The organism is Pseudomonas sp. JDS08PS003, from assembly GCF_045013505.1.
Classification (GTDB): Bacteria; Pseudomonadota; Gammaproteobacteria; order Pseudomonadales; family Pseudomonadaceae; genus Aquipseudomonas; species Aquipseudomonas protegens_B.
In genome coordinates this window covers 4,848,232-4,866,301 of sequence record NZ_CP120724.1, presented here as the reverse complement: position 1 = coordinate 4,866,301, position 18,070 = coordinate 4,848,232, and the positions used below count along the sequence as shown (strand labels likewise).

Sequence of the window (18,070 nt, the reverse complement as noted above, 5' to 3'; positions counted from 1 at the left end):
ACTACAACCAGATGTTCAGCAAGCGAGCACCCCGGGTGCCCTCGTCGGCAAAGGTCTGGCCATTGCTGTTGATGAAGCTCTGGCCGCTGCTGCGTTGATCCCAGAACTGACCCCGCAGGAACACGCTGACCCCGGCACTGGCCTGGCTGCTGGGGGGGCGGGCCGTGAGGGTCAGGCGATGCCAGGCCTCGCCTTCGCTGGCTTCCTCGGGCTTGAGGCTGACTTCACTGGGTGTGGCGATGCTCTTGTAGCCGCGCCAGGGTTTGTCCCAGCCGTCGCGGCCCATGACAAAGGCCGGAACGGCCACCAATTGAGTGCTCTGCTCATTGAGCTTGCGATAGTTCTCCGGGTACCAGCTGTCGCTGCCAATCAGTACGCCGAGCCGTCCGGCGGGGGTATCGATCACCTGTAGCGCTTTATCGGTATCGCCCTTTAGGTAGCCGCTTTCGGCATAGGTCGGGTAGATCTGCCGCTGGGGCTGGCCCATGGGCAGGCCATCGCTGCCGAACACCAGGCTGCTGTTGTACAGGGCGCCGCTACCGATCTGCAGGTTGCCCTGGCTGACACTGGGCTCCGGCAGAATGATGGTGCCGGCCACCAGGGTCACCTGGAACTCCTTGGCCAGGCCGCCGAACAGCCACTGATAGTCCCTGGCCATTTTCTTCGCCTTCATGCGCAAGTAGGCATCGTCCAGGCGGCTTTCGCCCCTGGCGCTGATCAACGCCTTGAGAAACGGCAGGGGGTTGCTCACGGCCAGCCAGTTCATCGCTTCTTTCAAGGAAGTGGCCTGGTACAGCTCGTTCTTTTCACCACTGACCATCAGCCAGGTGCCGATATGTTCCGGCAACACGACGATGGTCTTGGCGTTGACCAGGCCTTTGTCAGTGGCTTGCTGCAAGTAGGCCGCCAGTTTGCGATGCAGGCGTTCGATGTTCTGGTAGTCGGTAGGAAACAGTTCGGGCTGGATCGCCAACAGGTTGCCATGATCGGCTGGGACGCCTTGATCCACCGCAAGCTGGATGCGCAGGTCCGACAGGTAGTGCGCCCCTGGACGGTCGCGGGTCCAGATTGCGTAGCGGGTGGTGGCTGCAAGCAGGGCCAGGGCGAGGGTGATGTAGAGAAGTTTGCGCATGGGAAAACAGTCAGGGGCCGTGTGCAGGATTCGTCGACTAGGGTAGGGCCCGGGCCGACGCTTGCCAAGGGGCGCTGTGCGTTTGGATCAATAAGTTGTCAGTTACGGTCATTGAGCGCCGGGTACTGTGCTCTTAGTCTGTGGAGCACTACCGATGGAAGACGCAGAGCTTCCACATTTTCCGTGATTGCCCGATCTGGAGTGACACCATGGCTGCCGCACCTTACCCGCACTTGCTGGCCCCCCTCGACCTGGGGTTCACCACCCTGCGCAACCGCACCCTGATGGGGTCCATGCACACCGGTCTGGAAGAGAAGCCCGGCGGTTTCGAGCGCATGGCGGCGTATTTTGCCGAGCGTGCCCGTGGCGGTGTGGGCTTGATGGTCACCGGCGGCATTGGCCCCAACGATGAGGGCGGGGTGTATTCCGGCGCCGCCAAGCTGACCACCGAGGATGAGGCCCTCAAGCACCAGATCGTCACCCGTGCGGTGCACGAGGCGGGCGGCAAGATCTGCATGCAGATTCTCCACGCCGGGCGTTATGCCTATAGCCCCAAGCAGGTCGCCCCCAGCGCTATCCAGGCACCGATCAACCCGTTCAAGCCCAAGGAGTTGGACGAGGAGGGCATCGAGAAGCAGATCCGCGACTTTGTCACCTGCTCGACCCTGGCTCAGAAAGCCGAGTACGACGGCGTCGAAATCATGGGCTCGGAAGGTTATTTCATTAACCAGTTCCTGGCGGCCCACACCAACCACCGCACCGACCGCTGGGGCGGCAGCTACGAAAACCGCATGCGCCTGCCAGTGGAAATCGTTCGCCGGGTGCGTGAGGCGGTAGGTCCGAACTTCATCATCATCTTCCGCCTGTCGATGCTTGACCTGGTGGAAGGCGGCAGCACCTGGGAAGAAATCGTGCAACTGGCCCAGGCCATCGAACAGGCCGGCGCCACTATCATCAATACCGGCATCGGCTGGCACGAAGCGCGGATTCCTACCATCGCCACCAAGGTGCCTCGCGCCGCATTCAGCAAAGTCACGGCCAAGCTGCGGGGTTCGGTGAGCATTCCGCTGATCACGACCAACCGCATCAATACCCCGGAAATCGCCGAGCAGATTCTTGCCGAGGGTGATGCCGACATGGTTTCCATGGCTCGGCCGTTCCTCGCCGATCCGGACTTCGTCAATAAAGCCGCTGCCGGCCGCGCCGACGAGATCAACACCTGCATCGGCTGTAACCAGGCGTGCCTGGACCACACCTTTGGCGGCAAACTCACCAGCTGCCTGGTCAACCCCCGTGCCTGCCACGAGACCGAGCTCAACTACCTGCCGGTCACGCAGATCAAGAAGATTGCCGTAGTGGGAGCCGGCCCGGCGGGCCTGTCCGCTGCCACCGTGGCCGCCGAACGTGGCCATCAGGTGACCCTGTTCGACTCCGCCAGCGAGATCGGCGGCCAGTTCAACATCGCCAAGCGGGTGCCGGGCAAGGAAGAGTTCTTCGAGACCCTGCGTTACTTCAAGCGCAAGCTGCAGACCAGCCATGTCGAGCTGTGCCTGAACACTCGGGTGGATGTGCAGCAACTGGTGGCCGGCGGTTTTGACGAAATCATCCTGGCCACCGGTATCGCCCCGCGCTTGCCGGCGATTCCCGGGGTGGAGAATCCCAAGGTCCTGAGTTACCTGGACGTGCTGCTGGAGCGCAAGCCGGTGGGCAAGAGCGTGGCGGTGATCGGCGCTGGCGGCATTGGCTTCGACGTCTCCGAGTTCCTGGTGCACCAGGGCGTGGCTACCAGCCAGGACCGTGAAGCGTTCTGGAAGGAGTGGGGCATCGACACCCAGCTCGAAGCCCGTGGCGGCGTGGCGGGAATCAAGGCTGAACCCCATGCACCGGCCCGTCAGGTGTTCCTCTTGCAACGCAAGAAAACCAAGGTCGGCGACGGTCTGGGCAAGACCACCGGCTGGATTCACCGCACTGGGTTGAAGAACAAGCAGGTTCAGATGCTCAACAGCGTCGAATACCTGAAGATCGACGACGCCGGCCTGCACATCCGCATCGGCGAGGCAGGGGAACCTCAGGTGCTGCCGGTGGACAATATCGTCATCTGCGCCGGTCAGGACCCGCTGCGTGAGCTGCAGGACGGCCTGCTGGCGGCGGGACAGAATGTGCACTTGATCGGCGGTGCCGACGTCGCCGCAGAGCTCGACGCCAAGCGTGCCATCAACCAGGGCTCGCGCCTGGCGGCACAGCTGTAACGGCGTCAGCGGCACACGGCGAGCAAAGAGGCGCACTGGTAGACTGCGCCTCTTTGCATTGTGAACCTGACGCCGATGTCCTTTCCCGATTCCTTTGATTGGCTGCCCCAGGCCCCGCTGCAACGGCTGGACCTGGACTGGCTGTCCCGAGCCGGGGTCGAGGTGGCGGTGCTGCGCCTGGACCTGATCGATCCGCTGATCAGCGGCAACAAGTGGTTCAAGCTGACCGAACACCTGGCAACCGCACGCCAGCGCGGCGCCGCGGGCATCATCAGCCTTGGCGGTGCCCATTCCAATCATCTGCATGCCCTGGCCGCTGCCGGTCGGCGTTTTGCCTTCCCCACGGTCGGGCTGTTGCGCGGCCATCCACAAGACACCCCGACCGTGCTCGACCTGCAGCGTTTCGGTATGCAGGTGCACTGGCTGGGTTACGCCGGTTACCGGGAGCGCCATGCCCCCGGCTTCTGGGCGCCTTGGCAAGCACAGTACCCCGAGCTGTATCCGGTGCCCGAGGGGGGCGGTGGCCTGGCGGGGGCGTCAGGCTGCCGGCCGTTGCTACAGCAGGTGCAGCAACAATTGCCGGCCTTGGGCTGGAGCGACTATCACGCTTGGTGGCTGGCCGCCGGTACCGGCACCACCTTGGCCGGACTGGTGCTGGCGGAGGCTGGCGCGCACCCGGTGTATGGCGCACTGGCGGTGCCCACGGATCACGGGGTGGCGCAGCAGGTCGCGGATATTTTGCAGGAAGCCGGGCTGAACAGTGGCCGTTATGAGCTGCTGGACAGCAGTCGTGGCGGTTTTGCCAAGGTCGATGCAGGACTGCGGGAGTTCATCCAACTGAGCGAGCGACACAGCGGCTTGCCATTGGAGCCCCTGTACACCGGCAAGGCCCTGCTGGCGTTGCAGGCGCAGGTCCTGGCCGGGCGTTTTGCCGCGGGTACACGGTTGATCTTCGTGCATACCGGCGGCTTGCAGGGCCGCCGTGGATTCGCCGATCAGGCCTGACCCGGTTTGCGCCACATGCGTTGCAGGGTGTTATCGCGCATCACGTAGTGGTGATAGAGCCCGGCCAGGGCATGCAGACCGATCAGCCAGTAGCCGAAGGTACCCAGCAGTTCGTGCCAGCCCTGGAGTTGCTTGGCCAGGCTTTTGTCCTCTGCCACCAACAGCGGCAGGTCGAAACCGTAGAACATCACTTGATGGCCCTTGGCGCTGGTGGTCAGCCAACCGAGGAGCGGCATGGCGATCATGAACAGGTAGAGCGCCCAGTGCATGAGCGTCGCCAGCAGCCTTTGCCACTGAGGCGGGTTGGGCACGATCTTCGGTGCTACGCCCTGGGTGCGCGCGAACAGGCGCAGCCAGACCAGCACGAACACTGTCAGGCCGAGCATGAAGTGGGCTTCGACAATCAGGGTGCGACCGCCGCTGCCCTTGGGAAAGATGCCGCGAAATTCGATACAGGCGTAAACCACCGCCAGCAGCACCAGCGTTAACCAGTGCAGGGTGATTGTCATGGTGCTGTAGCGAGACTCAGTGTTTTTCCAGGGCATACGGGCCATCCTCGGTCATCAGGTCTGAAGCCTCCGTTCTTGAATGACGGAGTGCTGTAACTGTAATCCGCTTTCCTCGGGTTTGCCTGAGCCGCCAGGGGCTTTTATCGCCCGTGCCAGGGCCCTGGTGGGCCAATGCTCGATAAAAAAACGGCGGAGCCAGTGGCACCGCCGTTTTTCTTCGGCCAGGGGCCTGATCAATGGCTCTGGGGCATGTCTCCCCGGGCCAGGCGCTGGTTGATGTCGGCGATCACCTGGGGCAGATCGGCAATGGTGTCGATCATGTAGTGCGGGCGCGAAGCCTCGAACAGTGTGTGGATGCGCTTGCGCTCGCTGGCCAGGGTGTCGCTGGCCAGAGCACGGAAACCGTCATAGGTCAGGCCCAGGGCGTTGCCCGAGCAGATCAGGGCCACGGTCCACATGCCGGCGCGCCGGCCTTCGAGAATCCCCGGCACGGTGTCGTCGATCTTCACGCAGGCGGCGACATCGTCGATGCCCAGGGCGATCACATTGGCCAGGGCCTGGGCCGGCCAGGGGCGACCGTTGGGCACCTCGTCGGTGGCCACCACATGATCGGCGACGTAGCCGTTGGTGGCGGCCAAGGCCACGACCTTGTCCATCACTTGCTTGGGGTAACCGGAGCAGGAGCCGATCTTGATGCCCTGCCCGCGCAGCTTGGCAATCACTTCCAGGGCACCGGGAATCAGTGCCGAGTGTTCGGCGATTTTCTCGATCTGCAACGGCATGAAGCGCTCGTAGATGGCTGTGACGTCGGCGTCGGTGGGCGTACGGCCGAAGACTTTGCGGTAGCGCTCGGCCACCTCCGGCAGGTTGCACAGGGTGCGGATGTGGTCCCACTTGCCCATGCCCATTGGGCCGCGGGCTTCTTCGATGGACACCTGGACATCGAACTCGGCAAAGGCTTCGACAAAGATCTGCGTCGGAGCGAAGGAGCCGAAGTCCACCACGGTGCCGGCCCAGTCGAGGATCGCCGCTTGCAGCTGCGTAGGGTTGTTGTAGTTCATGGTTTCAATGCCTGTGTAAGAGCGAGCTTGCTCGCAAAAAAGGGTTCGGGGGTCGCGTCGCCTGTTTCGCGAGCAAGCTCGCTCCTACAGGCAGGGTGGGGCGTCAGAGGTTCAGGACTTCCATTTCCTGCAGCACTTCGGCGATGGCGGCGACAGCGGCCTGCATGCCGCGGCGGTCGACGTGGCCGATGCAGCCCACGCGGAAGGTTTCGACTTGGGTCAGCTTGCCGGGGTAGAGGATGAAGCCCCTGGCCTTGACCCGCTCGTAGAAGTCCTTGAACTGGTAACGCGGGTCCTGCGGGGCATGAAAGGTGACGATAATCGGCGCCTGGATCGCTTCCGGCAGGAAGCTGCGCAGGCCCAATTCCCCCATGCCTTCCAGCAGTGTCCGGCAGTTGTCGGCGTAGCGCGCATGGCGTGCCGGCAGGCCGCCTTCTTCGTTGTATTGCAGCAGGGCTTCATGCAGCGCGGCGACCACGTGGGTCGGTGGGGTGAAGCGCCACTGGCCGGTCTTGGCCATGTAGCTGTGCTGATCGTGCAAGTCCATGGCCAGGGAATGGGCGTTGCCCGCAGCCTGGGCCAGGGATTGCTTGCGGGCGAAGACAAAACCCATGCCGGGCACGCCTTCCAGGCATTTGCCGGAGGCGGCGATCAGCGCCTCGAAGGGGATTTCCCGGGCATCGATGGGCAGGGCGCCGAAGGAGCTCATGGCGTCGATGATCAGGCGCTTGCCGTGACGGGCGATGACCTGGGCGATGTCCGGCAGCGGGTTGAGGATGCCGGTGCTGGTCTCGCAGTGAATCAGGGCCACGTGACTGATGCGGTGGTCGGCCTGGAGCAGGCGCTCGACATCGGCAGCGGTGGTGGGTTGGTCCTCGGCGGTTTCAAAGGTGCTGAAGTCGCGGCCGAGCACTTCGCAGATTTTCGCCAGGCGCTTGCCGTAGGCACCGTTGATCAGTACCAGGACCTTGCCGTTGCGGGGCACCAGGGTGCCGATGGCGGCTTCCACGGCGAAGGTGCCGCTGCCTTGCAGGGGGACGCAGTGGTGGCTGTCGGCGCCGTTGACGATGGCCAGCAGTTGCCGGCACAGGCTGGCCGTCAGTTGGTTGAAGCGCTCATCCCATGAACCCCAGTCCACCAGCATCGCCTGGCGGGTGCGGGCGGACGTGGTCAGGGGCCCGGGGGTAAGCAGGATTGGCTCGGCGATGCTCATGCTGTGTCCTCGAAAATGATGGGATGAAGCTACGGGGACTAAATTGCAGTTTGCCTTGTCATCAATCAAATTGTTTGTTGTTATGCCAGCCATCAGTGAGGCCGATAGCTATGAACCTGTTCCAACTCCGCGCATTCGACGCCGTGGCCCGTGAAGGCAGCTTCACCCGGGCCGCCGGGCGGCTGTTTATCAGCCAGCCGGCGGTGACCGGGCATATCAAGGCCCTGGAAGAGCATTACCAGATCACCCTGCTGCGGCGCACCGCACGCCGGGTGGAGCTGACCGAGGAAGGCATCAAGCTGGCGGCCATCACCCGGGCCATGTTCGGCCTGGCGGAAGAGGCCCAGGCCATGCTCGAGGCCAACCGGCAATTGCTGACCGGGCGTCTGGAAGTGGCGGCGGACGGCCCGCACATGGTGATGCCGATGCTGGCCCGCCTGCGGGCGAAGTATCCGGGGGTGACGGTCAATCTGCGCCTGGGCAATGCCCAGGAAACCCTGGCGGCGCTGCTGTCGGAACACGCCGACGTGGCGGTGCTGACCGAAGTCGAGCCGCGCAAGGGTCTGCACCTGCAAAGCCTGGGGGAGTCGCGGATGTGTGCCCTGGTGCCCCAGGGGCATCCCTGGCTGGAGCTGCCTGAAGGCATTGCCATCGAACAACTGGATCAGGTGATCATGGTGCTGCGCGAGCCCAGTTCCATCACTCGGAGCACCTTCGATGAGGCTTGCGTGCTGGCCAGGGTCCAGCCCCGGGTGCTGCTGGAACTGGACAGTCGCGAGGCGGTGACCGAAGCGGTGGCGGCGCAGTTGGGCGTCGGGATCGTCAGTTCGGTGGAGGTGGGGCACGACCCGCGGGTGTGCACGGTGCCGATTCGTGGCGCTGGCCTGATCAACCGGCACATGATCGGGTGCATGGAGCGGCGTCGTGACCTGCGCCTGATCCAGGCGTTTTTCGCCCTGGCTCCTTGACCACCCCGTAGGAGCTGGCTTGCCAGCGAAGAGGCCCGAGAGATTGCCTTCGCCGGTAAGTCGGCTCCTACGGTAGTGGTGCCTGGGAGATTGCCTTCGCCGGCAAGCCGGCTCCTACGGTAGTGGTGTCTGGAGGTTGCTTTCGCCGGCAAGCCGGCTCCTACGGGGCGGTGGGGGAGGCCAGGCTTTCGCGTACCAGCTCGAGGAAGGTGGCGACGATACGTCGTGAACTCTGTTCGCGCAGGCACACCAGGGTTTCGGTCATGCGCCGCTGACAGTCGATGATCGGCAGGGCGCAGACCCGGGAGTCGGCGCCGAACTCCGCCGCCGAGACCACCCCCACACCAATCCCCACCACTACCGCCTCGCGCGCCGCTTCCCGGCCCTCCACCTGAATGGTCGGGCGAATCCGCAGGCCTGCCCGATTCATTTCCTCTTCCAGGGTCTGGCGGGTCACCGAGCCGACTTCCCGCAGCACCAGAGGCGTGTCATCCAGTTCGGCCAGGCGGATGGACTGGCGATCGGCCCAGGGATGATTGCGCGAGACAAAGGCCACCATCGGGTCGTTGCGCAGGGTCAAGGACAGCAGGCGCTCGTCGTCGACCTCGCGTCCCAGCAGGGCCAGGTCGGCCTGGTAGTTGAACAGACGTAGCAGGGATTCATCGGTGTTGCCGGTCTCGATCTTCACGTTGATCCCGGGGTACAGCTCGCAGAACCGGGCGATCTGCGGCAGCACATGCACCGGGGCATCCACCGCCAGGACCAGGCTGCCGGTCTGCAAGGCCTGGGAATCCTGCAGCAGTTCCTTGGCTTCGGCCTCCACCACGAACAGGCGCTGGGTGATGGCCAGCAGGCGCTCTCCCAGATCCGTGAGGCGTACCGAGCGCTTGTTGCGGTGGAACAGGATGACGCCGAAGCGCTCTTCGAGCTTGCGCACCTGATCGGAGATCGCCGGCTGGGTGAGGAACAGGCGTTCGGCGGCCTTGGTGAAGTTGCCGTGCACGGCCACCGCATGAAAGGCCTTCAACTGTGCGTGGGAAACCGACATGGGCAGATCCTCTTACAAGCTGAACTTATATTTGAAATACGATAAATCGATTTCATTTATTAGTTGGTAATTGCTTCCATCTTTCAAGGCCGGGTGACCCGTCAGTCGACCTGGCCCTGATGCCTGTGCGTGCACCTGCAAATCCCGAAACAGGGAAAGCAACAGGACTCATCTGACCAGCAGTGCCTGCCTCAAGGGCTCTGCTGCAGTGCTCAACAATAAAAAACACAGGCGTTTGCTCCTCATTCTGCCGGCACACTCACCCTGAGGTCAGAACCACAATGAACAAGCACAACGGCACCATCAAACGTTGGCGCGTGCAGATTTTCGCCATCACCTGGATCGCCTACGCGGCGTTCTACTTCACCCGCAAAGCCTTTTCCGTGGCCAAACTGGGGATCGCCGACGATCCCGATTTCACCCTCGACAAGATGGCCATGGCCAACCTCGACGCCATCTATCTGGCGGCCTATGCCGTGGGCCAGTTCACTTGGGGGATCTTCGCCGACCGTTTCGGCCCGCGGGTGGTCGTGCTGGGCGGCCTGCTGATCTCCGCGGCCGCGGCGCTGGTCATGGGCAGCTTCGCCACCTTGCCGGTGTTCGCCACCTGCATGCTGGTCCAGGGGCTGGCGCAGTCCACGGGTTGGTCGGGGTTGTGCAAGAACATCGGCAGTTTCTTTCCCGCCGAGCAGCGCGGCAGGGTGCTGGGGCTGTGGAGTTCCTGCTACGCCTTCGGCGGCCTGGTGGCTTCGCCCTTTGCCGGCTGGTGGGCCTATACGCTGATCGGCACCTGGCACGCGGCGTTCATTTCCAGCGCGGTGGTGGTGGGCTTGACCGCGGTGCTGTTCTTCATCTTCCAGCGCAACACACCGCAGGACGTGGGGCTGCCGGCTGTGGAGCCGTTGCCCCGGCAGAGCGCCGAAGAAGACGCCGCCGAGCGGGGCATGAGCGTCTGGGAGCCGCTGCGCGAGATCCTGCGCAACCGCACGGTGCTGATCCTTGGGCTGTCGTACTTCCTGCTCAAGCCGGCGCGCTACGCGATCCTGCTGTGGGGGCCGGTGATCGTCTACGAACAGATGCCGTCGGTGGGCAAGGTGGGGGCGGCGATCGTGCCCACCACCTTCGAGCTGGCCGGGCTGCTGGGGCCGATCATGATCGGCCTGGCCTCGGACAAACTGTTCGGTGCCCGGCGCATGCCGGCCTGTGTCCTCAGCCTCTTGGCGCTGACAGTGTCCCTGGCGCTGTTCATGGGGGCGCTGCACACCGGCAGCGTGCTGCTGGTGATGCTGCTGCTGTTTTTCATGGGCCTGACCTTGTACGGACCTGACTCGATGATCAGCGGCGCGGCGGCCATTGATTTCGGTTCGGCCAAGGCCGGGGCCACGGCGGCAGGATTCGTCAATGGCTGCGGCTCGGTGGGAGCGGTACTGGGGGGCTTGTTGCCGGGCTATTTCGACACGGTGACGGTGTTCATCGTGTTTGCCGGCTGCGCTCTGGTCTCGGCGCTGTTGCTGATGCCGTTCTGGAACAGCCGGCCCCATGGGGTCGAGCCGGTGCGCGGGCTCGTTCCCAATGGACCTTTGTTGATAAAGCCATTGCGTTCCTGACTGTCCGGCCTCTTCGCCGGCCAGCCGGCTCCTACGCAGTGTTGTAGGCGCTGGTTGGCCGGCAAACCCACTCGCCGTTTTTTCCCTGGAGACTCACCCATGCGACCTTTCTGGCTGGAACAGGCCCTGCAACAGGAAACCCCGGATCCTTGTCCGCCACTGCAAGGCGATACCACCTGCGAGGTGGCCATTGTCGGCGGCGGCTACACCGGTTTGTGGACGGCCATCATGCTCAAGGAACAGAACCCCGGGCTGGATGTGCTGCTGATCGAGGCGGATATCTGCGGCGCCGGTGCCAGTGGGCGCAATGGCGGCTGTGCGCTGTCCTGGTCGGCCAAGTACTTCACCCTGGAGCGTCTGTTCGGCATCGAGGAGGCGGTGCGCCTGGTCAAGGAGTCGGAGCGCAGCATCCATGCCATCGGCGCCTTCTGCGAGCGCTATGGCGTGGATGCCCAGTACCGCCTCGACGGCACTTTGTACACCGCCACCAACCAGGCCCAGGTCGGTTCCACCGATGGAGTGATCGCGGCCCTGGAACGCCGGGGCATCAATTCCTTCGAGAAGCGCCCCTTGGCCGATGTGCAGCGCATGGCCGGTTCCAGCCAGCACCTGGAAGGCTGGTATTCGCCAGCCGCTGCCAGTGTACAGCCGGGGTTGCTGGTGCGAGGTTTGCGCCGGGTGGCCTTGCAATTGGGGGTCAGAATCCATGAGCACAGCGCCATGACCGGACTGGAAGAGGGGCGCCCGGCGTTGTTGCGCACACCTTTGGGACAGATTCGTGCCCAGCGCGTGGTGTTGGCGATGAACGCCTGGATGGCCCGGGCCTTCCCGCAGTTCGAACGCAGTGTGGCGATTGTGTCCAGTGACATGCTGATCACCGAGCCGCGTCCGCAGTTGCTACAGCAGATCGGCTTGACCAGCGGGGTGACGGTGCTGGATTCGCGGATCTTCGTGCACTACTACCACAACACTCCGGACGGCCGGATCATGCTCGGCAAGGGCGGCAACACCTTTGCCTACGGCGGGCGCATGTTGCCGGTGTTCGACCAACCGTCGCCCTATGCCGGGTTGCTGCACAAGAGCCTGGGGCAGTTCTTCCCGGCCTTTGCCGAGGTGCCGGTGGCCGCGACCTGGAACGGTCCGTCGGATCGCTCGGTCACCGGGTTGCCGTTCTTCGGCCAGATGAGCCGCGCCGGCAACCTCTTCTACGGGTTCGGCTATTCCGGCAGCGGTGTGGGCCCCTGTCACATGGGAGGGCAGATCCTCGCCTCCCTGGTCCAGGGCCTGGACAACCCCTGGACCCGCTCGCCCCTGGTCAACGGTCCCTTGGGTTACTTCCCCCCGGAACCGATCCGCTACCTGGGTTCGTTGATGGTGCGCAACGCCATTCGCCGCAAGGAGCGGGCCGAGGATCATGGGCGTCGGCCGCGGCATCTGGATGTGCGTCTGGCGCGGTTCGCCGCGGCCGCTGGCAAGGCCGACAAGGGCTGAAGCCTGGCGGGGTAGGACTGTCGCTGACTTTTTGGTCGATCAGGGCCCTGAGGACGTATAAACTTGCCCATCGCGTCGGCCAAATCCAACTCGACGCCATAGATCAAGAGAGTGAGTAATGGGCGCACAGTGGAAGGTTAAACACAAAGAAGCGGCAGCCAACGCCAAGGGCAAGATTTTCGGCAAGCTGGTGAAAGAGATCACCATTGCCGCACGTAACGGCGCTGACACCGCCACCAACGCCCACCTGCGGCTGGTGGTGGAGCAGGCGAAAAAGGCTTCGATGCCTCGCGAGACCCTTGAGCGTGCCATCAAGAAAGGCTCGGGTCAGCTGGGCGAGACCGTGCAGTACCACCGCGTGACCTACGAAGGTTTTGCCCCGCACCAGGTACCGCTGATCGTTGAATGCGTGACCGACAACATCAACCGCACCGTGGCGGAAATCCGCGTGGCGTTCCGCAAGGGCCAACTGGGCGCTTCGGGTTCGGTGTCCTGGGATTTCAACCACGTGGGCATGATCGAAGCTTCGCCGGACAGCCCGGACGCCGACCCGGAACTGGCGGCCATCGAGGCCGGTGCCCAGGATTTCGAGCCGGGCGAAGAGGGCGCGACCCTGTTCCTGACCGAGCCTGCGGACCTGGATGCAGTACAAAAGGCATTGCCCGAGCAAGGTTTCACTGTGTTGTCGGCCAAGCTGGGCTATCAGCCGAAGAACCCGGTGAGCGGCCTGAGCGATGAGCAGATGGCTGAAGTCGAGGCCTTCCTCGAAGGCCTGGACAACCATGACGACGTGCAGGACATGTTCGTCGGCCTGGCGGGCTAAGCGCGATTCGCCGGCCAGCCGGCTCCTGCATACCTCTGTAGGAGCCGACTCGCCGGCGAAGCTGTTTTAAAGCCCCGCCAATTCCTCGCAGACCTGAACAAAATCCGGTCGCGCCAGCACCTCCGGCTGGCAGCAGCGCTGCACCAGCGCCGCCAGTTTTTGCCGCTGCCCCGGGCTCAGCGAGCCATTCCCACGCTCCAGCAATTCTTCCAATAAGACACCGAAAGCACGTACTTCCAGGCGTTGCAGCGCCCGGCTCTGTAGGGTGTCGTCCTTGGCATGGAAGGACGCCGCGCCAAAATCCCCCAACAGGCAGTCGCCTTGTTCATTCCACAGGGTGTTGTGGCCGTAGAGGTCGCCGTGGGTAATGCCCTGGGCATGCAGGTGGGCGCCTACCGCAGCGATGCCGCGGGCGATCCGCAGCGTCACGTTGGCGCTGTAGTGCGCATGGTCCGGGTAGATATCCCGGGAGCAGGAGTCCAGGCTCGGCAGCGCCGCGAGGTTGCGGTAGCTGGGGTCGATCAGTTGCATCACCAGTCCGTTCTGGCCCTGGGGGTGATCGACAATGCGACCCTCGACCCGGATCAGGTTCGGGTGCAGCCCAGCACTGATACAGGCGTTCATTTCATGCAGCGGCGAGCCGTCGCTGGTCATCTCGCCCTTGTACAGCTTGACCGCCACCGCGCGGGCGGGTTCTCCCGTCGGCTGCCACCACGCTTGGTGAATCACCCCGGAGGCGCCTTCGCCCAGGCGTTGCTCCAGGCGCAGTTCGTGCCAGGGGATGGTGCGGGTGGACTCCAGGGCCTGGGCGTCGGCCTCGGATTCCAGTGGATTGCCGGCATAGGCCAGCCAGGTCAGGCGTGGCAGGGCCAGGAGAAACGGCGGCAGTTCGCGCAGCCGGTTGGCGGCGACCCGCAGCAGCTCCAGGCGCTGGCACTGGCCCAGGCTCTGGGGCAGGGCGGTCAGGCGGTTGCCGGCCAGCATGAGCTTTTGCAGGAGCGGGCGCTTGCCCAGCTCTTCGGGCAGTTCACTGATGCGGTTGTCGGTGAGGATCAGCCAGCGCAACTGCGGCGGCAGGGCGGCGGCCGGGACCCGTTCGATGCGGTTGGCCTTGAAGCCGATCATGCTCAGTTGCGCGCAATGGCCGAGGCAGGCCGGTAGTTCACTGAACTGGTTGTCCGAGCAGAACAGGATGCGCAGGTGGGTGAGCCGGTGCAGGTCGTCGGGCAGGCTGCTCAGTGCATTGCCGCTGAGGTTGAGGATTTCCAGCGAGTCGGCCAGATCGAAGATCTCCCGGGGGAACTCGGTCAGCCCGCAGGACAGGTCCAGGCGCTTGATGCCGGCCAATTGGCCGGCCCGCAGTTGGGCAAGGGTATCCATGAACAGCGTCAGTACTCGAAAGAAGAAAAAGGCGGGCAGAATAAAGCAGTTCGGTGGTTTTGGCTGCCTGAGCGGCCATGGGATGAGTGCTATTGGGTTTCCAGCAACCTGAAGGTCAACGCGCCCGCTCCCTGTACGTAGTCGGCAATCAGGGTAAGGTCGGTCTTGCGGCCTTTGGACCACAGCTGGCAGGCCACTCTCATGACGGATGGCTCGGTGTCCAGCGGGTAAAGGTCCAGGGCGACCCGGCCGCTGCGGTCCGGCTGGAATGCCCGATCATAGGGCGCAAGGGCCAGGTCCACGGCCTGTTCTCCCGAGCTGTCCAGCTCTTCGAGGATTTCTGCATAAATGGCCGGGCTTACGCCAAATGCCGCCAATACCGTTGGCTGGGCATTTTCAATAGCGCGCAAGAGCGCCGCTGCCAGTCGATAAATCTCTTTGCGGTCAAATTCTTGCATCTTGCAGTGCTTCAGCTAACCGGCGAAATGCCGCGGGGTGCCTGGGGTTCCTGGCTTCAGCCAGCATCGACTCCAGGCTGTGGTGCTCCAGGGTGTATTTTACCGATCCGGTGGCGGCTCTGCCCAGCGGGTTTTCCAGGTCGAAGTCGCTCTCCAGGGTTGCAAGCAAGTAGGCGCCCTGGCGGCTCCATTGGTTGAAACGCATGACGTGGCGGTCATCCAGAATCACCGCGCCTTCCTGCTTGTCATCCGAGAAATGGAAAGCCAACTGCGAAGGGGGCAGGTTTTGCTGGGCCGCAAGGCGTTTCCTGTACTTGAGCACGGACGTCAGGCGGGCCCCAGGGGCCAGGCTGAAGCCACTGCCGACCCGTTGCCGGTCAAGGAAGTAGCACTTGAACAGCACCTCCAGGGTTCGCTGGTGGTAGTGCGTCGTGCAGCTTTTTTCATACTGGTGAAAGTCCTGGGGCTCGCCGACCCGCTCATAGCCTTTGGCCGCCAGTTCGGCTGCCGAGAAACTCTCCAGGCCAAATAGCCGGGAGTGCTTGAGGGTTGAATCTTGCAGGTGCAGGCACACCAGCTCGCAAAAGCTGATCGAACTCATGTGGCTACTCGCTCAAGCGGGTGCTCGGGGCCGATTTCCTGTAACTGCCCGAGGCGGCTGCGGGTGCGGGCCAGGTCGATGGCGTGGCCGCCGAGGCACTCGTGCAGCGGGCGCTGGCCGATCAGCAGCAGGCGCTTGTCCTGATCGTAGAGCACGTCGATCAGGTTGATGAAGCGTTGTTGGGCGGCAATCGAGCACTCTCCCAGCTCCGGCAGTTCGTCGATGATCCAGGTGTCGAAGCGGCGACTCAGTTCCAGGTAGTCCATGACCGCCGTGGGCTGTTCGCACACATCGCTGAATTCGAAACGAATGCTGCGCTGCTGAATCTGCCGCACGGTCAACTGTCGGGCGCCCACTGTCAGTTGCGCCGCCGCGGCATGGCGCTCGGGCAGTTCCAGGGCGTGGCGCTGGGCCTGGGTACCGGGCCACACATAGTGACCCTGGGTGAAGAGCTGCTGATCGTGGGTGCGGGCCTGGCTCCGGTAGTCGTGGGGGCCTCCCACCTCCATCACCTGCATGCGCCCGTTGATCAGTTCGATCACCGGCTTGAAGCGGGCGTGGTACAGCGGGTTGGGCAGCAGGCCCTCGGGGGCGTAGTTGGAGGTCAACAACAGCGTGATGCCGCGTTTGAACAGGGCCTTGAACAGTCGGGTGATCAGCATCGCATCGCCAATGTCATGGACATGGAACTCATCGAAGCACAGCACCCGGCACTGGTTGAGCAGTTCATCCAGGGTGGCTTCCAGGGCGTCGGCTTGCTGCTGATGGCGGAACATGCCCTGGTGCAACTGGGCGAAGAAGTCGTGGAAGTGCAGGCGCTGTTTTTCGGCGATGGGCAAGGCGCGGAAGAAACCGTCCAGCAACCAGCTCTTGCCCCGGCCGACGGCGCCGTGCAGGTACAGGCTCTGGGCCTTGCCGGGGGATTGCGTCAGGTCATCGGCCTGCCGGGCCATGCAGTCGATCACCCGCAATTGGCTGTGGCTGAGGGTGTATCCCAGCTCCAGGGCCTTGTGGCGAAAGTAGTCATGGATCACGCCGGCGCCGCTGTTCGGGCGGCGCAAGGCTCGGGCGAACAGGCGTCGCCAGGATGATCGAGTCTGTGCAGGTGTTGGCGGTAAAGCGGCCAATGGTGGTTACCCCGATGATTCCAGGCCGCCTACCTTAAAAGCGGCGCGACAATTTAACCAATAGAAAACCCAACGACCAGTGATCTCGAAAAAGCATGGCGGCGGCGATGGACGGTCATTCACAACGGGCAGGCCGATTAATACGCTAACTGGCGGTTTCGCCCGCGGTTGCTAACCTGATTTCAGCGAATGCTCCTCATAAGGATTGAGGCCTTGAATGGATATAAGGGTTTGGCAGTCATGAGCGCGTTGCTCAGTGCGACGGCAGGGGCTGCGGATTTGCAGGTGCAGGTCCGGGTCGATGTGCAGCGCGGCTGCCAGTTGGTGGGTCAGCAGCGGGAGGCAGGTATCGAGCAACTCGGTACTTTGGACTTCGGCAGTACCGCGCGCCTGAATGATCCGGCCGGGCCTTTGGCTGCGGCACTGGTCAGTGGTCGTCAGCCACGCCTGGAGTGCAATCCCGATACCCCTTATCAGATGCGCATCGATGGCGGCCTGCACGGCGGTGTCGGCGAAGTGCGCTATCTGGCCAGCAACAACTCGTTGGGCAAGCCTATTCCCTATCGCCTCTACCAGGACCCGGCCCGGCGCATTGCGCTGCCAGTGAATGTTCCGGTCAGTGGCCGGGTGCCGAACTCCGGCACCGTGGATCTGCCCTTGTACGGACGTATTGAACCCCTGGCCGAGATTCCCCGGGCCGGGGGCTATTCCGATGTATTGAAGGTGACCCTGACCTGGTGAGGTCGGGGCCATGACAGCTGCCACGGGGGACCCGGGCAGAGCAGGGACAGCCGCTCATGGTGAACGGCTCACGTAGGAGTCCTGATGGAACCGGGATGGGTGCAATGAAAGGCAGGACCTGGACGATCGTCGCTCTGGGCTCGCTGTGTCTGCTGGCGGAGGATGCCCAGGCAGCGATTAGCGGGCAGATCCAGGCGCGTCTGGTGATCACTGCCAGCTGTCAGGTGAGCAGTGGCGGCAGCGCGCCCTCCACCAGCCCGATCAGCGACCTGGGCATGCTCGACTTCGGGCAACAGGGCCCGACCTGGGTCAACCCGATCAAGGCCAGCCTCACCGACAGCGCCGAAGGCCAGCTGCAGGTGGCCTGCAATCCCTCGGTCACCGGCTTCACCGTGACCATCAATGGCGGCCTCAACGGCGACGGTACGACCCGACGCTTGAGCAACGGACGCCAGACCATTCCCTATCGATTGTTTGTCGATGCATCGGGTAGCGACAGCTACAGCATCGGCCAGCAGCGCAATTTCGCAGTGAGCAGCGCCAGGCGGATTCCCATTCCGGTGTTCGGCTCTGTGGTCGCGAATACCCGCGCGGTTCCGGCAGGGGTCTACACCGACACCCTGACCATCACGCTGGATTGGTAAATCACGAGAGGAC

Annotated in this window: 17 protein-coding genes; 8 read left to right on the top strand and 9 right to left on the bottom strand. The window is 63.6% G+C overall.

The genetic code is table 11. From position 1 onward, the window contains the following. Position 1: 1 nt before the first annotated feature. Entirely contained in the window at positions 2 to 1,132 is a 1,131-nt protein-coding gene (locus P7C00_RS21560; RefSeq protein WP_346635141.1) for a carbon-nitrogen hydrolase family protein, read from the bottom strand. Between the two features lie 209 nt (positions 1,133 to 1,341). Here P7C00_RS21560 and P7C00_RS21555 point away from each other — a divergent pair, with 209 nt between their 5' ends. Both P7C00_RS21555 and P7C00_RS21550 read left to right on the top strand, forming a co-directional pair. Further along, the gene (locus P7C00_RS21555; RefSeq protein ID WP_346635140.1) at positions 1,342 to 3,381 is read left to right on the top strand and encodes an NADPH-dependent 2,4-dienoyl-CoA reductase; all 2,040 of its coding nucleotides are present in this window, start codon (positions 1,342 to 1,344) and stop codon (positions 3,379 to 3,381) included. Between the two features lie 75 nt (positions 3,382 to 3,456). After that, the gene (locus tag P7C00_RS21550) at positions 3,457 to 4,386 is read left to right on the top strand and encodes a 1-aminocyclopropane-1-carboxylate deaminase/D-cysteine desulfhydrase (RefSeq protein ID WP_404937330.1); all 930 of its coding nucleotides are present in this window, start codon (positions 3,457 to 3,459) and stop codon (positions 4,384 to 4,386) included. Here the strand turns inward: P7C00_RS21550 and P7C00_RS21545 are convergent. From P7C00_RS21545 to P7C00_RS21535, 3 genes are all read right to left on the bottom strand, one after another. Then, on the bottom strand, positions 4,377 to 4,931 hold the full coding sequence (locus P7C00_RS21545) for a cytochrome b (protein ID WP_346635138.1): 555 nt from the start codon (positions 4,929 to 4,931) through the stop codon (positions 4,377 to 4,379). The two genes, P7C00_RS21550 and P7C00_RS21545, sit on opposite strands and share 10 nt — an antisense overlap. A 197-nt stretch (positions 4,932 to 5,128) precedes the next feature. Then, positions 5,129 to 5,956 (bottom strand): phosphonoacetaldehyde hydrolase, encoded by an 828-nt coding sequence (gene phnX, locus P7C00_RS21540; RefSeq protein WP_404937329.1) that lies wholly within the window; start codon positions 5,954 to 5,956, stop codon positions 5,129 to 5,131. A gap of 103 nt (positions 5,957 to 6,059) precedes the next feature. Beyond that, complete coding sequence (locus P7C00_RS21535) at positions 6,060 to 7,169, bottom strand: 2-aminoethylphosphonate--pyruvate transaminase (protein WP_346635136.1); 1,110 nt, start codon at positions 7,167 to 7,169, stop codon at positions 6,060 to 6,062. A 110-nt stretch (positions 7,170 to 7,279) separates the two neighbouring features. Here P7C00_RS21535 and P7C00_RS21530 point away from each other — a divergent pair, with 110 nt between their 5' ends. Further along, entirely contained in the window at positions 7,280 to 8,137 is an 858-nt protein-coding gene (locus tag P7C00_RS21530) for a LysR substrate-binding domain-containing protein (RefSeq protein WP_404937328.1), read from the top strand. A 160-nt stretch (positions 8,138 to 8,297) separates the two neighbouring features. On the opposite strand, the gene P7C00_RS21525 is transcribed toward P7C00_RS21530, so the two are convergent. Further along, on the bottom strand, positions 8,298 to 9,185 hold the full coding sequence (locus tag P7C00_RS21525; RefSeq protein WP_404937327.1) for a LysR substrate-binding domain-containing protein: 888 nt from the start codon (positions 9,183 to 9,185) through the stop codon (positions 8,298 to 8,300). Between the two features lie 281 nt (positions 9,186 to 9,466). Here P7C00_RS21525 and P7C00_RS21520 point away from each other — a divergent pair, with 281 nt between their 5' ends. The 3 genes from P7C00_RS21520 to P7C00_RS21510 all read left to right on the top strand — a co-directional run bounded on the left by P7C00_RS21520 (position 9,467) and on the right by P7C00_RS21510 (position 13,106). Then, positions 9,467 to 10,792, top strand: a complete 1,326-nt coding sequence (locus P7C00_RS21520) for an MFS transporter (RefSeq protein ID WP_404937326.1) — start codon at positions 9,467 to 9,469, stop codon at positions 10,790 to 10,792. 99 nt (positions 10,793 to 10,891) lie between these two features. Further along, entirely contained in the window at positions 10,892 to 12,283 is a 1,392-nt protein-coding gene (locus tag P7C00_RS21515; protein WP_404937325.1) for an FAD-dependent oxidoreductase, read from the top strand. A 118-nt stretch (positions 12,284 to 12,401) separates the two neighbouring features. Continuing rightward, positions 12,402 to 13,106 carry a YebC/PmpR family DNA-binding transcriptional regulator gene (locus P7C00_RS21510; protein WP_011062247.1) on the top strand — a complete coding sequence of 235 codons (705 nt, stop codon included), beginning with the start codon at positions 12,402 to 12,404 and terminating at the stop codon, positions 13,104 to 13,106. Positions 13,107 to 13,172: 66 nt separating this feature from the next. Here P7C00_RS21510 and P7C00_RS21505 read toward each other — a convergent pair whose 3' ends face one another. The 4 genes from P7C00_RS21505 to zapE form a co-directional block, all read right to left on the bottom strand. After that, entirely contained in the window at positions 13,173 to 14,486 is a 1,314-nt protein-coding gene (locus tag P7C00_RS21505; protein ID WP_404937324.1) for a leucine-rich repeat-containing protein kinase family protein, read from the bottom strand. Positions 14,487 to 14,575: 89 nt separating this feature from the next. Further along, positions 14,576 to 14,944, bottom strand: coding sequence for a hypothetical protein (locus P7C00_RS21500; RefSeq protein ID WP_207166242.1), 369 nt, complete (start codon positions 14,942 to 14,944; stop codon positions 14,576 to 14,578). After that, positions 14,931 to 15,545 (bottom strand): hypothetical protein, encoded by a 615-nt coding sequence (locus tag P7C00_RS21495; RefSeq protein WP_404937323.1) that lies wholly within the window; start codon positions 15,543 to 15,545, stop codon positions 14,931 to 14,933. The genes P7C00_RS21500 and P7C00_RS21495 overlap by 14 nt, the downstream gene beginning before the upstream one ends. Next, positions 15,542 to 16,672: a cell division protein ZapE gene (zapE, locus tag P7C00_RS21490; protein WP_404937322.1), complete on the bottom strand. Its 1,131-nt coding sequence runs from the start codon at positions 16,670 to 16,672 to the stop codon at positions 15,542 to 15,544. The genes P7C00_RS21495 and zapE overlap by 4 nt, the downstream gene beginning before the upstream one ends. Before the next feature lie 240 nt (positions 16,673 to 16,912). On the opposite strand from zapE, the gene P7C00_RS21485 reads away from it, so the two are divergent. Further along, entirely contained in the window at positions 16,913 to 17,413 is a 501-nt protein-coding gene (locus P7C00_RS21485) for a spore coat U domain-containing protein (RefSeq protein WP_346635128.1), read from the top strand. 104 nt (positions 17,414 to 17,517) lie between these two features. Continuing rightward, positions 17,518 to 18,057, top strand: coding sequence for a spore coat U domain-containing protein (locus P7C00_RS21480; RefSeq protein ID WP_346635127.1), 540 nt, complete (start codon positions 17,518 to 17,520; stop codon positions 18,055 to 18,057). Positions 18,058 to 18,070: the final 13 nt, after the last annotated feature.

Excerpts from the sequence above, each read along its gene's own strand:
- P7C00_RS21560 (WP_346635141.1), bottom strand. The coding sequence starts at position 1,132 with ATGCGCAAACTTCTCTACATCACCCTCGCCCTGGCCCTGCTTGCAGCC.
- P7C00_RS21555 (WP_346635140.1), top strand. The coding sequence starts at position 1,342 with ATGGCTGCCGCACCTTACCCGCACTTGCTGGCCCCCCTCGACCTGGGG.
- P7C00_RS21550 (WP_404937330.1), top strand. The coding sequence starts at position 3,457 with ATGTCCTTTCCCGATTCCTTTGATTGGCTGCCCCAGGCCCCGCTGCAA.
- P7C00_RS21545 (WP_346635138.1), bottom strand. The coding sequence starts at position 4,931 with ATGCCCTGGAAAAACACTGAGTCTCGCTACAGCACCATGACAATCACC.
- phnX (WP_404937329.1), bottom strand. The coding sequence starts at position 5,956 with ATGAACTACAACAACCCTACGCAGCTGCAAGCGGCGATCCTCGACTGG.
- P7C00_RS21535 (WP_346635136.1), bottom strand. The coding sequence starts at position 7,169 with ATGAGCATCGCCGAGCCAATCCTGCTTACCCCCGGGCCCCTGACCACG.
- P7C00_RS21530 (WP_404937328.1), top strand. The coding sequence starts at position 7,280 with ATGAACCTGTTCCAACTCCGCGCATTCGACGCCGTGGCCCGTGAAGGC.
- P7C00_RS21525 (WP_404937327.1), bottom strand. The coding sequence starts at position 9,185 with ATGTCGGTTTCCCACGCACAGTTGAAGGCCTTTCATGCGGTGGCCGTG.
- P7C00_RS21520 (WP_404937326.1), top strand. The coding sequence starts at position 9,467 with ATGAACAAGCACAACGGCACCATCAAACGTTGGCGCGTGCAGATTTTC.
- P7C00_RS21515 (WP_404937325.1), top strand. The coding sequence starts at position 10,892 with ATGCGACCTTTCTGGCTGGAACAGGCCCTGCAACAGGAAACCCCGGAT.
- P7C00_RS21510 (WP_011062247.1), top strand. The coding sequence starts at position 12,402 with ATGGGCGCACAGTGGAAGGTTAAACACAAAGAAGCGGCAGCCAACGCC.
- P7C00_RS21505 (WP_404937324.1), bottom strand. The coding sequence starts at position 14,486 with ATGGATACCCTTGCCCAACTGCGGGCCGGCCAATTGGCCGGCATCAAG.
- P7C00_RS21500 (WP_207166242.1), bottom strand. The coding sequence starts at position 14,944 with ATGCAAGAATTTGACCGCAAAGAGATTTATCGACTGGCAGCGGCGCTC.
- P7C00_RS21495 (WP_404937323.1), bottom strand. The coding sequence starts at position 15,545 with ATGAGTTCGATCAGCTTTTGCGAGCTGGTGTGCCTGCACCTGCAAGAT.
- P7C00_RS21485 (WP_346635128.1), top strand. The coding sequence starts at position 16,913 with ATGAGCGCGTTGCTCAGTGCGACGGCAGGGGCTGCGGATTTGCAGGTG.
- P7C00_RS21480 (WP_346635127.1), top strand. The coding sequence starts at position 17,518 with ATGAAAGGCAGGACCTGGACGATCGTCGCTCTGGGCTCGCTGTGTCTG.